Source organism: Streptomyces sp. NPDC051561, from assembly GCF_044454195.1.
GTDB lineage: Bacteria > Actinomycetota > Actinomycetes > Streptomycetales > Streptomycetaceae > Streptomyces.
Map to the genome: position 1 here is coordinate 102,335 of NZ_JBITDM010000007.1, position 13,671 is coordinate 116,005.

Annotated in this window: 12 protein-coding genes; 8 read left to right on the forward strand and 4 right to left on the reverse strand. The window is 72.2% G+C overall.

The genetic code is table 11. The features are described 5' to 3' along the window. Positions 1–10 precede the first annotated feature (10 nt). Positions 11–1,348 carry a TerD family protein gene (locus tag ACIA73_RS18125; RefSeq protein ID WP_399439792.1) on the reverse strand — a complete coding sequence of 446 codons (1,338 nt, stop codon included), beginning with the start codon at positions 1,346–1,348 and terminating at the stop codon, positions 11–13. A gap of 178 nt (positions 1,349–1,526) precedes the next feature. Between ACIA73_RS18125 and ACIA73_RS18130 the strand changes: the two genes are divergently transcribed. The 4 genes from ACIA73_RS18130 (at position 1,527) to ACIA73_RS18145 (ending at position 6,385) form a co-directional block, all read left to right on the forward strand. Further along, positions 1,527–2,111, forward strand: coding sequence for a DUF6643 family protein (locus ACIA73_RS18130; protein ID WP_399439534.1), 585 nt, complete (start codon positions 1,527–1,529; stop codon positions 2,109–2,111). 115 nt (positions 2,112–2,226) lie between these two features. Beyond that, positions 2,227–3,072 carry an MOSC domain-containing protein gene (locus tag ACIA73_RS18135; protein WP_399439535.1) on the forward strand — a complete coding sequence of 282 codons (846 nt, stop codon included), beginning with the start codon at positions 2,227–2,229 and terminating at the stop codon, positions 3,070–3,072. A gap of 159 nt (positions 3,073–3,231) precedes the next feature. Beyond that, a complete protein-coding gene (locus tag ACIA73_RS18140; protein WP_399439536.1) occupies positions 3,232–3,888 on the forward strand; it encodes a hypothetical protein in 657 nt (218 codons plus the stop codon). A gap of 94 nt (positions 3,889–3,982) precedes the next feature. Next, positions 3,983–6,385: a right-handed parallel beta-helix repeat-containing protein gene (locus ACIA73_RS18145; RefSeq protein WP_399439537.1), complete on the forward strand. Its 2,403-nt coding sequence runs from the start codon at positions 3,983–3,985 to the stop codon at positions 6,383–6,385. Here ACIA73_RS18145 and ACIA73_RS18150 read toward each other — a convergent pair. Continuing rightward, positions 6,355–8,760, reverse strand: a complete 2,406-nt coding sequence (locus tag ACIA73_RS18150) for a hypothetical protein (RefSeq protein WP_399439793.1) — start codon at positions 8,758–8,760, stop codon at positions 6,355–6,357. The two genes, ACIA73_RS18145 and ACIA73_RS18150, sit on opposite strands and share 31 nt — an antisense overlap. Before the next feature lie 443 nt (positions 8,761–9,203). Between ACIA73_RS18150 and ACIA73_RS18155 the strand changes: the two genes are divergently transcribed. Together ACIA73_RS18155 and ACIA73_RS18160 are read left to right on the forward strand one after the other, a co-directional pair. Then, entirely contained in the window at positions 9,204–10,082 is an 879-nt protein-coding gene (locus ACIA73_RS18155; protein ID WP_399439538.1) for a DeoR/GlpR family DNA-binding transcription regulator, read from the forward strand. 83 nt (positions 10,083–10,165) lie between these two features. Next, on the forward strand, positions 10,166–10,630 hold the full coding sequence (locus ACIA73_RS18160) for an SRPBCC family protein (RefSeq protein ID WP_399439539.1): 465 nt from the start codon (positions 10,166–10,168) through the stop codon (positions 10,628–10,630). 63 nt (positions 10,631–10,693) lie between these two features. Here ACIA73_RS18160 and ACIA73_RS18165 read toward each other — a convergent pair whose 3' ends face one another. After that, positions 10,694–11,848 (reverse strand): PLP-dependent cysteine synthase family protein, encoded by a 1,155-nt coding sequence (locus tag ACIA73_RS18165; protein ID WP_399439541.1) that lies wholly within the window; start codon positions 11,846–11,848, stop codon positions 10,694–10,696. Positions 11,849–12,172: 324 nt separating this feature from the next. Between ACIA73_RS18165 and ACIA73_RS18170 the strand changes: the two genes are divergently transcribed. Both ACIA73_RS18170 and ACIA73_RS18175 read left to right on the forward strand, forming a co-directional pair. After that, complete coding sequence (locus ACIA73_RS18170) at positions 12,173–12,454, forward strand: hypothetical protein (protein ID WP_399439542.1); 282 nt, start codon at positions 12,173–12,175, stop codon at positions 12,452–12,454. 230 nt (positions 12,455–12,684) lie between these two features. Continuing rightward, positions 12,685–13,185, forward strand: coding sequence for an ATP-binding protein (locus ACIA73_RS18175; RefSeq protein WP_399439543.1), 501 nt, complete (start codon positions 12,685–12,687; stop codon positions 13,183–13,185). A gap of 24 nt (positions 13,186–13,209) precedes the next feature. On the opposite strand, the gene ACIA73_RS18180 is transcribed toward ACIA73_RS18175, so the two are convergent. After that, positions 13,210–13,533, reverse strand: coding sequence for an SHOCT domain-containing protein (locus ACIA73_RS18180; RefSeq protein ID WP_399439544.1), 324 nt, complete (start codon positions 13,531–13,533; stop codon positions 13,210–13,212). Positions 13,534–13,671 lie beyond the last annotated feature (138 nt).

Here is a 13,671-nt window from a genome sequence, read left to right on the forward strand (position 1 = left end):
GCGTGCGGCGTTACTTCCGGCCGGGGGTCCAGTTCATGCCCCAGCCGTAGGCCTGGTCGACGGTGCGCTGCGGGCTGACCCCGCGCTGCGGCACCAGGTACTGGGCCTCCCTGCGGACCGTGAGGTCGCCGTTCTCGTAGCTGATCAGGGCGAGGGCGGCGACCGTGGAGGGCACGGTGCACTCGTCGAGCGAGAAGTCGATCGGGGCGCCGTTCTGCGGGGTGAGGGTCACCGTGGCGTGCAGATCGGCGAAGGAGCGGGCGCCCTCGTAGATCGTCACGAAGATGAGCACACGGCGCAGTTGGGCCTTGTGGTCGAGGTTCACGGTGAGGTTCTCGCCGGTGGTGACCGCGCCGGTGCGGTCGTCGCCGTCGAGGAGGATGAACGGCGGCTGGTTGAGCGCGCCGAACGCGTTGCCCAGCGCCTGCACCACGCCCTTGCGGCCGTCGGTGAGTTCGTAGAGCGCGCACAGGTCGAGGTCGAGGTCGGAGTGCTGGGCCATCGCCCGGCCGAGCTTGCTGCCCCAGCCCTTGAACTGCTTGCGCGACTCCCAGTTGAGGTTGACGCGCATCGCACCGCCGGTGCCGCCCTGTTTGGCGAGGGAGACGGTCGGCGAGGCCTTGGTGAGCGTGACCTTGCTGAGGCGTACGGGGGTGGGGGCCGCCGGCGCGGGTGCGGCGGGCGGGGATGCCGGGGCAGCGGGTGCTGTCGTGGCGTAGGACGGCGTCGGGGCCGACGGCCAGGCGGGGGCCGTGGGGGCGGACGGAGCGACGGGGGCGGCGGGCGGGGCCACCGGGGCGGGCGCCGGGGCGGCCGCCGCCTGCTGCGGTTCGTCGACCGTGATACCGAAGTCCGTCGCCAGCCCTTCCAGGCCGGTGCTGTAACCCTGCCCCACCGCCCGGAACTTCCAGGCGCCCTGCCTGCGGTAGAGCTCGCCGAGCACGAACGCCGTCTCCACGGTGGCGTCCTGGCTGTCGAAGCGGGCGATCTCCGCACCGCCGGCCGCGTCCAGGACCCGTACGTACAGACCCGGCACCCGGCCGAAGTTGCCGCCGTCGGCCGAGGCGGCCAGCACCACGGTCTCCACGGCGCCCTCCACCCGGGCGAGATCGACGGAGAGGGTGTCCGTCACCACGCCCCCCGCACCGGGCTGCTTGCCCTCGTAGCGGACCGCACCCGAGGCGTGCGACGGCTGGTTGTAAAAGATGAAATCGGCGTCCGAACGCACCCGTCCACCGGTCAGCAGGAGCGCCGAGGCATCGACCTCGGGCACTCCGGGTCCGGACCCACGGCCCACCTCGACCCTTACGGACTGCGCCGGCACCGGCACATTGGTTCCTTTAAGCATGGACATGCTCGCCCCCAACAGAGTCGAAATGGACCGTTCCTTACACGATCCGAACGCTACAAGAAGACCGATTTTCCCAATTTCGCTCTGATTAGTGACCCAGGGCCACTCACAACACGCAAAACAACCCTCTTATCGGGCTCCCCAACCAGAACATCTTGGGCTTAACTTATGTGCCATGACCTCCCCCCGCGCCACCTATGGCGGCGGCTACTATTCCGCCACGTCCTTCCCGGACACCCCGATCTACGATTCCCTGGTCGCAGAGCGGGGTACGCCCCAGATCGCCCCGATCCGGGTGCCCGCCATGTACGACACCGGCAACAGCTATCTGCCGGCCCTCCCGTCGGCCCTCCCCGCGCTGCCGGCCGCACCTTCCCACCCGCAGCCCGGCTACGGCTACCCGCAGCCCGCACAGCAGCAACCGGCGCCCATGCAGCAGTACCAGCAGGCGCCGCATCTCCAGCAGGCTCCCGTGCCGCAGCTCCAGCAGGCACCGGTGCCCTACATCCCGCAGCAGGCGGGCCCGCCGCGTGGCGGCTACCAGGGCGGCCAGCCCATGCAGCCGCAGCGCCAGCAGCCACAGCGGCCGATGGCTCCGATGACCCCGGTGGCACCGGCCGGTCAGCAGCCGCAGCGTCCGGTCGCGCCGGGCGGGTACGAGGCGATGCGCCCGGTGGCCCCGCGCCCCGCGCCCACTCCCGCGCCGTACCAGGACCCGTACGACAACCGCCAGTACCCGCAGGGCGGCCGGGGGTACTGAGACGCGGCGCGACCCACTGCGGGACGCACGGCGAGCGGGACGTGCGACCAGGCACGCAGGAGGCATGAGCGGGCCCGGACACTCGTCCGGGCCCGCTGCCGGGCGTGCTGGCAGGATGGGGAACATGACGAACTCTGTTCCCGCGTCGGTGCACGCGTTGCATGTCTATCCGGTGAAGGCGCTCGGTGGCCTTTCGCTGTCCGAGACCGCCATCGAGCCGTGGGGACCGGCCGGGGACCGGCGTTGGCTGATCACCGACGCGGACGGCAGGGTTATCACCCAGCGCGAGCAGCGACGGCTGGCACTGGCGTCGGCCGAAGCCCTGCCGGGCGGCGCGGTACGGCTGTCGGCGCCCGGACGTGAGCCGCTCGACGTGGCGGTGCCGGAGCCGGTGGGAACGGAGCCCGTCACCCTCTTCGGCACCAAGTACGAGGCGGTACCCGCCGGTTCCGCCGCCGCCTCGTGGCTGAGTGACCATCTCGGGGTCGAGGCCCGGCTGCTGCACATGGACGACCCGGCGCACCGCCGCGCGATCGCCCCGGGCTTCGCCCGCGCGGGCGAGACGGTCAGTTTCGCCGACGGCTTCCCGCTGCTGGTCACCACGCTGGCCTCGCTGGACGCCCTCAACTCACTGATCGCGCAGGGCGACCTGCCGGACGAGGGCCCGCTCCCGATGAACCGGTTCCGGCCGAACGTGGTCCTGGACGGCACCGCCCCGTGGGCGGAGGACGACTGGCAGCGGATCACCATCGGCGAGGTGACCTTCCGGGTCGCCAAGCCGTGCGGTCGCTGCATCGTCACCACCACCGACCAGGCGAGCGCCGAGCGCGGCAAGGAGCCGCTGCGCACACTGGCCAGGCACCGGAGGATCGCCGGCGCGCTGGTGTTCGGCCAGAACCTCGTGCCGGAGAACACGGGCGTGCTGCGCACCGGCGACCCGGTGACCTTCCCCGAGGGTTAGCGTCCGGCGGCTCCTCCGACGAGGTCCGAGGCCCACGGCCCGAGGCCCGCCCCACCTCCGCGGGTTCGCCCCGCCTCCCCCGAATGAGCCGCACCTCTCGCGGGAACCCGCTGGAACGGCAGGCGCGTTGGGCGAGGGACGCGGAAGGGGCGCGGGACGGTGCGAGCAGCTGACGAGCCGGTGCGGAACGGCAGGGAGCGGCCACCCGGCACGGGCACCGCTTCGGGGGTCTGGCGCTGGCGGCACAGCCCGCTGTGCCGCCCGACCGACCGGGCCGAGGCCTGGGTGGCACTGTTCGCCGTCCTGGTGATCGCTCTCGCCGCCCCGGTGCTGGGGCTGCTCGCGGGGCTGCGGGCGGACACCTCCCTCCAGCACCAGGTGCGTCTCCAGCAGCAGCACCGTCACGAGGCGCGGGGCGTGGTGCTGCGCACCCTGCGTGATCAGGCCCGCCGTGCCGACGACGGGGCGGGCACCGGATACGCGGGCCCGGTCTCGGTGATGGCCCGCTGGACGGCGTACGACGGAGTCGAGCACACCGGGCGGGCGACGACGGTCCGCGGCGCCGCCGACCCGGGTGACACCTTCCGGGTGTGGACCGACGACCGCGGCAGGATCACCGGCCGCCCGGCGGACACGGCCACCGCCACCACCCAGGCCGCCCTGACCGGCTTCGGCGCGGCCGCCCTGCTCGCGGGTCTCGCACACGGCTCCCGGCTGCTGGTCGTACGCAGGCTCACGCAGCGGCGGTACGCGCGTCTCGACCGGGCGTGGGCCAAGGTCGGTCCGGAGTGGGGCCGGACAGGCACCGGGGGCTGACGAGGCGGCAGACCGGTCAACTCCCGCTTCCCCCGCGCGCTACGGTGGTGCAGCGAGATCGACGCGACGCACGAGGTGGGGGCACGGCAACGCCATGGCACAGGGCACGGTCCAGGTGACGCACTCCGGAACTTCCAGGTGGCGCCGCCGCACAGGTGAGTACGACTCCCTCGCCGCTGCCCTGGAGGCCGCGGGGGACGGCGATGTCCTCACCATCGCCCCCGGCACGTACCGGGAGAACCTCGTGGTGCGGCGCGCGGTGACGCTGCGCGGCCCGGAGGGGTCCGCCGGGTCGGTGCGGATCGCGCCGGCGGACGGGGTGGCGCTGACGGTGCGCGCCTCCGCCGTCGTACAGGAGCTGTCCCTGGAGGGGCAGGACTCGGCGGCGCCCGCCGTGCTGATCGAGGACGGCACCCCGGAGCTGGAGGGTCTGCGGATCGTGACCCGGTCGGCCGTCGGGATCGAGGTGCGGGGCGCGGCCAGACCGACGGTGCGGCGCTGCACCGTCGACAATCCGGCCGGCGTGGGAATCGGCGTGCTGGACGGCGCGGGCGGCCTGTTCGAGGAGTGCGAGGTGCTCGCGGCGGGCCAGGCGGGGGTCTCGGTCAGCGGCGGCGCGCACCCGCGACTGGAGCGCTGCAAGATCCATCACACTTCGGGCTCGGGGCTGGCGGTGACCGGAGAGGGCAGCGCCGTCGAGGCGATCGGCTGCGAGGTGTACGAGGTGAAGGGCACCGGCGTGCAGGTCACCTCGCGCGGCGCCGGGCACCTCACCGAGTGCTCGGTGCACCGGACCTCCGCGGACGGGGTCACTCTCGACACGGACGCCGTCCTGACGCTCGCCGACTGCGACATCCATGACATTCCGGAGAACGCGCTCGATCTGCGCGGCCGTGCGGTGCTGACGCTGACGCGCTCCACGGTGCGCCGCTTCGGCCGCAACGGGCTCTCGGTGTGGGACCCGGGGACCCGGGTCGACGCCAACGGGTGCGAGATCCACGACAGCACGGGCGACTATCCGGCGGTCTGGGTGAGCGACGGCGCCACCGTCGTCCTGGACTCCTGCCGGGTGCACGACGTGCCGGACGCGATCTTCGTGCTGGACCGCGGCTCGCGCGCGGACGTCGTCGACAGCGATCTCACCCAGGTCCGCAACACCGCCGTCTCGGTGAGCGACGGGGCGACCGCCCAGCTCGACGACTGCCGGATCAAGGAGGCGTCGACCGGCGCCTGGTTCCGCGACCACGGCAGCGGCGGCACCCTGGCCGGCTGCACCATCGACGGTGTGCAGACCGGCGTGATCGTCACCAAGGGTGCCGATCCCCGGATAGAGCGCTGCACCGTCACCTCCCCCGCCGAGTCGGGCTTCTACGTCTCCGCCGAGGGGCGCGGCACCTTCCACAACTGCCGGGTGACCGGCAGCAGCGGTTACGGCTTCCACGTCATGGACGGCTGCCGTACGACGCTGACCCGCTGCCGCACCGAGCGGTGCGCGCGCGGTGGTTACGAGTTCGCCGAGGACGGCCCGGTCTCGGAGGACTGCACCAGCGACGAGAGCGGGGTGAAGGCCGCGGCCCAGCCGCCGCCGGTCACCCTGACCGCCACCCAGTCCCCCGGCCTGCTCTCCAGCATCCCCGGCCAGCACCCGACAACTCCCGCCGCCACGGCCCCTGTTGACGACCCGGCCCGCTCCTCGCAGGACGTGCTCGGCGAACTGGACGCCCTGGTGGGGCTGGAGAGCGTGAAGAAGGAGGTGCGCGCACTGACCGACATGATCGAGATCGGGCGCCGCCGCCTGGAGGCCGGCCTCAAGGCCGCCTCGGTCCGCCGCCATCTGGTCTTCACCGGCTCCCCCGGCACCGGCAAGACCACGGTGGCCCGGCTGTACGGCGAGATCCTGGCCTCGCTCGGGGTCCTTGAGCGCGGGCACCTGGTCGAGGTGTCCCGGGTCGATCTGGTCGGCGAGCACATCGGGTCGACGGCGATCCGCACCCAGGAGGCGTTCGACCGGGCGCGCGGCGGGGTGCTGTTCATCGACGAGGCGTACGCGCTCTCCCCCGAGGACTCCGGCCGGGACTTCGGCAAGGAGGCCATCGACACCCTGGTGAAGCTGATGGAGGACCACCGGGAGGCGGTGGTGGTGATCGTCGCGGGCTACACGGCGGAGATGGAACGCTTCCTGAGCGTCAACCCCGGTGTCGCTTCCCGTTTCTCACGGACCATCACCTTCGACGACTACGAGGCGGACGAGCTGCTGCGGATCGTGGAGCAGCAGGCCGACGACCACGAGTACCGCCTGGGCGCGGGCACCCCGGAAGCGCTGCTGAAGTACTTCACCGCGCTGCCCAAGGGGCCCGCGTTCGGCAACGGCCGCACCGCCAGGCAGACCTTCGAGTCGATGGTGGAGCGGCACGCGGGCCGGGTCGCCCAGTTCACCGAGGTGTCCACGGACGACCTGACCCTGCTCTACCCGGACGACCTGCCCGAACTTCCCTGATCCACGCCACCGTCGCCGGGGTGCGGTCCGGAGTTCTGCCGGGGCACCGCCGGACTCGGCAGCCTCGCCAGGAGGTTGTCCCGCTCGATGGCGAACTCCGGGTCCGCCTGGTATTCGGAGTGGCCCAGTATCGGTGCGGGCAGTGGCTGTTCGCGGGTGCGGCCGTAGACGAGGGGGTCGCGCAGGGCGGGGTGGTCCACCGGGTGGCAGCCCTCGTCGGGCACGACGCGGACCGGGCCTCCTATCGGGTCGGTGTGCCGCCACAGGTTGCGCCAGCAGTCGACCTCGTCGTGCAGATGGCGCAGGCAGTAGGGGCCGAAGTAGGCGGGGAACCAGCGTCCGTAGAGCCGTTCCAGCGGGGCGCCGTAGGTGAGCATGGCGACGCGGTGGCGGGTGCGGGGCGGGAGCTGCCAGACGGCGGCGGCGGCGAGCACGCTGCCCTGGGAGTGGCCGGAGATGACGAGGCGGCCGCCGGTGCGTTCGGTCCAGGTGGCCATCCGCCAGGTCAGGTCGGGGACGGCGCGTTCCGCGTAGCAGGGCGGGGCGAAGGGGTGGGCGGCGCGCGGCCAGAAGGTGCCGACGTCCCAGAGGATGCCGATGGTGCGCCGGGCCTTGGGGTCGCGGTAGGCGCGGCGGCCCCAGGTGACGAAGAGCAGGAAGCCGAAGCCGATCAGCCAGGAACCCAGCGCCTGAGAGGCGTGGGTGAGCGCCTCGATGGGCGTGGGCATGCCCTTGGCGGCCCGGCCGGGCACCACGTCGTACAGGAAGGCGCCGAGCAGGGCGATGCCGCCGAGGACCAGCGTCGCCCCGGACAGGACGACGATCATGCGGGGTGCGGAGTCGGTGAGTGCGGCGGCGGCGCGGGCCAGGGCGATCCGGCCGGTGCGTACCGGATCCGGCCTCTCGCCCGGGTAGTCGTCCTCGACCCGGGAGGTCAGGGCGTTGCGCAGACGCCAGGTGCGGACCCCGTAGAAGAGCCCGAGCAGCACCAGGACCAGGAGCAGGGCCGGGATGACGGACGCCTGCCAGGTCAGCACGACGGGCGGGCCGAGGACCGTCTCGGCGGGTCCCGCGGTCATGCCGGGGGTGGCGGAGCCGTCGAGCCAGTCGGCGACCCGCTGGGCGATGCCGCCGGACATGACGCCGCCGAGCGCGCAGGCCAGCATCGCGACGGCGGGGCCCGCGAGTCCCTTCATGGCGGTACGGGCGACGGGCGCCCGGTGGTGCAGGCGGAGCGCCACGGCGGCGAGCGTCAGCACGAGGATCAGCTGGGCCAGCGCGAGGAGCCCGAAGCCCCGGGCGCCACCGGCCAGTTGGCCGGAGGACCGCCACTCGGGCCGTGACCAGCCCGCGTACAGCACGGCCAGTGCGAGGCCGGTGAGCGCGAGGGCGGGGAGCAGGGTGGTTTCCGCCTTGCCCAGGGCGTCGTCGAAGCGGGTTTCGCTGCGCCCGCGCCGGCAGATCACCCAGATGACGATTGCCCCGCCGAGGGCGATCGCCCCCTGGAGGGTCCAGCCGAGCGTGTCCAGGAGGGAGTTGGCGGCCGAGCGGTCGTAGCGGGCGGTGGCCACGGTGAGGGCGGCGGAGACGGTGAGGAATCCGGCGGCGGTGTGCGCGGCACGCAGCCGGGCGACCAGCCTGCGCCCGTACCAGAATCCGGGCCTGCCGAGCGCCGGGCCGGACGCGGTGTCGGGGTCCTCGGCGAGGCTGGGCAGCGGCTGCTGGGACTCGTACGCGCTCCAGGTGCGGTGCGAGAGGTACCAGAGCAGCCCGGTGAGCGCGGTGGGCACCACGGCGGCCAGTGCGATCCGCCGGCCCGGCTGGCTCCACCAGCCGCCGTGCGCGGTGGACAGGAACCCGAGCCAGGACTTCTTGCCCGAGCAGGCGTCCGAGCCCCCGCACTGCCAGGCGGTCAGATCGAGGGCGACCTCGCAGGCGGCGGCGACCAGCAGGAAGGTGAGGCTGACGGCGAGCAGGCGGACCAGTACGCCGTAAAGGCGGGTGAGGCGGGGGTGCCCGTGGGTGTTGGGGCGCATCCAGTGGGCGAGGTTGACCACCATGAAGGGGAGCAGCAGCAGCCACAGGGCCCTTATGCCGTTGCCGGAGGTGAGGTTGGACCAGACGTACGCCTCGGGGACCGGCTTCTCCCGGTAGTCGGCCGGGCGTTCTTCGGCGCCGACGTCCTCGGTGCGGCGGAAGATGGCGGCGGTGTGGTCGCCGGTGACCCGGACGGTACGGGGGTCGCCGAGCATCTCCTCGGGGGTGGCGCCGCCGACGCCGTGCACCAGCAGTTCGAGCGCGGGTGCCGGGCCGTCGGGTGAGGGTGTCGCGTGCGGGGGCGCGGGCGCGTCCGGGGCGGAGGACGCCGCCGGCACGGCCGGGTGCGGGGCCGGTGGGGCCGGTGGGGCCGGAATGCCGTCCGGGGCGGCTGAGGATGGGGACACTTCGGGGCTCGCTCTCGCGGACGTACGACGGGGAGGTCGGCGGCGGGGCCTGACGGCGGGGTATCGGCGGTGGGGTATCGGCGGCGGGGGCCGAACGGTGAAGCCCTCGGAGCACAGGTCTTCGAGTCACTGGCCTTCGGATCACGGGCCCCTCAGCCCGCGCGACCTGCCGGACAGCGGCCTCGCGGCACCGTGCTCCTTCAGCATCCCGGAAGAGGGCCGCCCTGCCCACCCTGCCGCACATTCTTCGCATGTCGCCTTCACCCGGCACGCACCAACTGCCCCGCAGGCACCTGGGTATACCGGCCGTGGAGCCCCGTGGCAGCGCGTGACAGGATGAGCAACCCTTACCTCTAGGCGAAGGACCGGGGTCCGTGACCGAGAATCAGAATCTGCTCGCGGAGCAACGGCGTGCCCTCATCCTCGATGAGGTGCGACGGCGCGGCGGGGTACGGGTCAACGAGCTGACCCGGCGGCTGAACGTCTCCGACATGACGGTGCGCCGTGATCTGGACGCGCTCGCCCGGCAGGGTGTGGTGGAGAAGGTGCACGGCGGGGCGGTCCCGGTCTCCGAGGCGAGCACCCACGAGCCCGGTTTCGAGGCCAAGTCGGCGCTGGAGCTCTCCGCGAAGGAGGACATCGCGCGCAGTGCCGCCGCGATGGTCGCGCCGGGCAGTGCCGTCGCCCTGTCCGGTGGCACCACCACCTACGCCCTGGCCCGGCATCTGCTGGACGTACCGGATCTGACGGTGGTGACCAACTCGGTCCGGGTGGCCGACGTGTTCCATGTCGCGCGGCAGAACGGCGGGGACGGCGGGGCCGCGACGGTAGTGCTCACCGGCGGGGTCAGGACGCCCTCGGACTCCCTGGTGGGCCCGGTCGCGGACCAGGCCATCGGCTCGCTGCACTTCGACGTGCTGTTCCTCGGGGTGCACGGCATATCCGTGGAGGCGGGCCTCTCGACGCCCAACCTGGCCGAGGCGGAGACCAACCGGCGGCTGGTGGGTTCGGCGCGCCGGGTGGTGGTGGTCGCGGATCACACCAAGTGGGGCACGGTGGGCCTGAGTTCGTTCGCGCGACTGGATCAGGTGGATGCGTTCGTGACGGATCAGGGACTGTCGGCGGCGGCGCGCGAGGAGATGGCCGAGCATCTGCCCGGACTGGTGGTGGCCGGGGAGTCCGAGGATCCCGTGAGCGCCGACGACGACTCCGTGGGCGCCGGCGACAATCCCGTTGACACCAAAGACAACTGACGCCACGTCAATTACCTTGACGGGTAAGCGTGTTACGTACGCGCGTCACGTCAGCAGCCCCCTTCGTCCGGAGGTTCACCCGCATGGTCCGCCAACTCCGGGGCGTCGGGCTCGACTTCGCCGAGTCCGCACCCGTAACCCTGGTCTTCGCCGCCGAACTCACCGCCTCGCCCGAGGACGTGTACCGGGCGCTGGCGGAGGAGACCGAGGACTGGCCGCGCTGGTTCTCGGCGGTGACGTTCGCCCGGCCGACGGCGGCGGGCCGCGAGGTGCACCTCAAGGGCAACACCAAGTTCATGGAGACCGTGATGGCCGCCGAACCGCCGGCCCGGTACGCCTACCGGGTCGACGTCTCCACCGCGCCGGGCGTGCGGGCCATGCTGGAGGACTGGCGGATCTGGCCGACGGGGGCCGCCACCCGGGTGCAGTGGACGATGGCCGTGGACGGCCCGGCGCCGCTCCGGCTGGTGCTGCGGGCGGCGCGCCCCGGAGTGGGGCGCGCGTTCCGCGACGCGATGCGGGAGCTGGACCGGCGGCTGGCCAAGTAGCCGACGTACGAGCACCTCACCCGTCAACCTGCCTTCGGCGTAAAGGGATTCGGGCACAGGCTCCTACGGCCAGACGCCGGTCTGCAGGAACTTCTCGATGGCTTCCGCGTACGGCGCGATGTCAAGTCCCTGCTCGGCCAGCCAGTCGTCCGAGTAGTACTTGTCCAGGTAGCGGTCACCCGGGTCGCAGATCAGCGTGACCACGCTGCCGGTGCGGCCCTGTTCCACCATCTCGGCGACGATCTTCAGCGCGCTCCACAGACCGGTGCCGGTGGAACCGCCGGCCTTGCGGCCGAGCGCCGCGTCCAGTGCCCGCACGGCCGCCACGCTGGCCGCGTCCGGGACCTTCATCATCCGATCGACGGCTCCCGTCACGAACGAGGGCTCCATCCGGGGGCGGCCGATGCCCTCGATGCGGGAGCCGCAGTCGCTGGTGGCGAGCGGGTCGTGGTTGTTCCAGCCGTCGAAGAAGCAGGAGTTCTCCGGGTCGGGGACGCAGATGAAGGTGTCGTGCTGCATGTAGTGGACGTAGCGGGCGATGGTCGCGGAGGTGCCGCCGGTGCCGGCGGTGGCGACGATCCAACTGGGCTCGGGGTAGCGCTCCAGCTTCATCTGCTGGTAGATCGACTCGGCGATGTTGTTGTTGCCGCGCCAGTCGGTGGCCCGCTCGGCGTAGGTGAACTGGTCCATGTAGTGGCCGCCGGTCTCCGCCGCGAGGCGGGCCGACTCCTCGTACATCTTGCGCGAGTCGTCCACGAAGTGGCACTGCCCGCCGTGGAACTCGATGAGCCGGATCTTCTCGGCGCTGGTCGTGCGCGGCATCACCGCGATGAACGGCACCCCGATCAGCCCCGCGAAGTACGCCTCGGAGACGGCGGTGGACCCACTGGAGGCCTCGATGACGGGGCGCTCCGGCCGGATCCAGCCGTTGCACAGCCCGTACAGGAACAGCGACCGGGCGAGCCGGTGCTTGAGGCTGCCGGTCGGGTGCGTCGACTCGTCCTTGAGGTACAGGTCGATGCCCCACTGCTCGGGCAGCGGGAAGCGCAGGAGGTGGGTGTCGGCGGAACGGTTGGCGTCCGCCTGCACCTTGCGCACGGCCTCTTTCAGCCAGGCCCGGTACGCCGGGTCACTGCGGTCCACGTCGACGGTCGGTACGGCGGTGGGCCGGGCGGCCGGAACCGCACCGCCGTGTCCTGCCGGGGTACTGGTGCTCATCCGCGCCACTCCTCGTGCTGATCCGTGCGATTGCGTCACTCTGCGTCGAAGTGCTGTGCCCTTGGCATGGGCGAGCGGCACCGCATTCCCGCACAGCCCACTTTAAGCCTCCCACCTGCACAAACGTTCACTTTGGGCAGCCATAGCACTCCCTTGTGTCACGGGCGTGCGCCACCTGGGGGCGCAGTCGGCCCACTGCGTCCATCCGCGCGCCACCCCCTCTGGTGTGCGCGCCCTCCCCGATGCAGACTGCCCAGCAGGAACGGGGGCACATCACGGGGGCAGGCAGCAGCCGGGAATTCACGGAGAAGGGGCGAACAGCCAATGCCGGAACCCGATTTCAGCGTGCTGGGCGTACGGATTGAGCGGTGGCCGCGCTCACTGACGCGGGCGGGGCAGGTCGTCGTACGGGACGGCGTACTGACCCTGTTGAGAAGCGACGGCCAGATGATCGACAGTGCACCGCTGGGGTCGGTGACGGCAGCGCGGCCCTGGTTCTCCGGGGACGGGCGGATGGTGGCCCGGCTGAACGGGATCCGCTACCGGCTGACCATGCCGGAGGCCGACGGCCGGCGCCTCGCGTCCCTGCGCGGCGCAGATGGCTGACCCGCCGCCGGAGACCGACGTGCCGGTAGCTGACGCGGAGCCGGTGGCTGACGCGGCGCGCCTGCCTGAAGCGACGCAAGTTGCGCAACGGTCGCCGCTGGGTCACCCTGGCGATACCTCACTCAGGGTGAAGGGGTGGTGACGCCGCGATCCGGCCCGCCGCCCGGTTCGAACCAGCAGACCCGGATCGTCTTCGACCGTCTTCCGACCTCAATCGGGGAGTCGCAGCCGTGATCAGCCAGCCCAGCAGGCACTGCGCGGTGGAGCTGCAAGCAATGCCCTCGCGTATCGGCCAAGTCCGCAGAATTGTCTCGGCGCAATTGCGCTACTGGCATCTGGACCCGTTGATAGACCCGGCCGCGCTCGGTGTCACCGAGCTGCTGACCAACGTTCACCGGCACGCCCAGCCCGACAAGACGTGCACCGTGGAGATCGAGTTGCTCTTCGACCGGCTCACGGTGTCCGTCCACGACCACGACCCCCGGCTGCCCACGCTGCGGGAGGCCGACCTCTTCGACACCGGCGGGCGCGGCCTGTCGCTGATCGAGGCGGTCAGCGAGAGCTGGGGAGTCCGCCCGCAGGGGGCTGACGGCAAGACCGTCTGGTTCGCCCTGCCCGCGCATGTGCCCTCGATGGCGCCCCCGGACTCACCCGAGGCGGCCCCGGTGTCCACGCACGGACGTGAGCGCAGGAAACGCACGGCGCCGGTCCGGTCCGCCCGCGTGGGCTGACCGGACCGCGCCACCACGGATCCATCAGGCCATGCCGCTCTTGCCCTTGAGCGGTCCCTCGGTACGGCCGAACTGCTCGTCCAGCACGGACAGCCGACGCCAGTACTCGTCCTCGTCGATCTCGCCGGTGGCGAAGCGACGGCCGAGCACGGTGATCGGCGACTGCTCGCCGTGACCGCGCTGGTGGCCGCCGGCCCACGGCGGTCCGCCCTGCCACGGCCCGCGTCCACGTCCGCGCCACACGGTGCGGCGCAGCAGGGTCAGGACGCCGAGGACGACGGCCGCCCAGAACAGCGGGAAGAGCAGGAGCCAGGGGCCGGGACCGCCGGTGTGCGCCAGGGTGTTCATTTCGGGTCAACTCCTCGATAGCGGTGGGGTGCTGCTTCTGCTGTCGAGAATGGCCCGGGGAGAGGGTCCCGGTCGTCGTGCGTCCGGCGGCCGTCGGCGTACCTCCCGGGGAGTACCGGAGGGGGTCGCGCCTGCTTC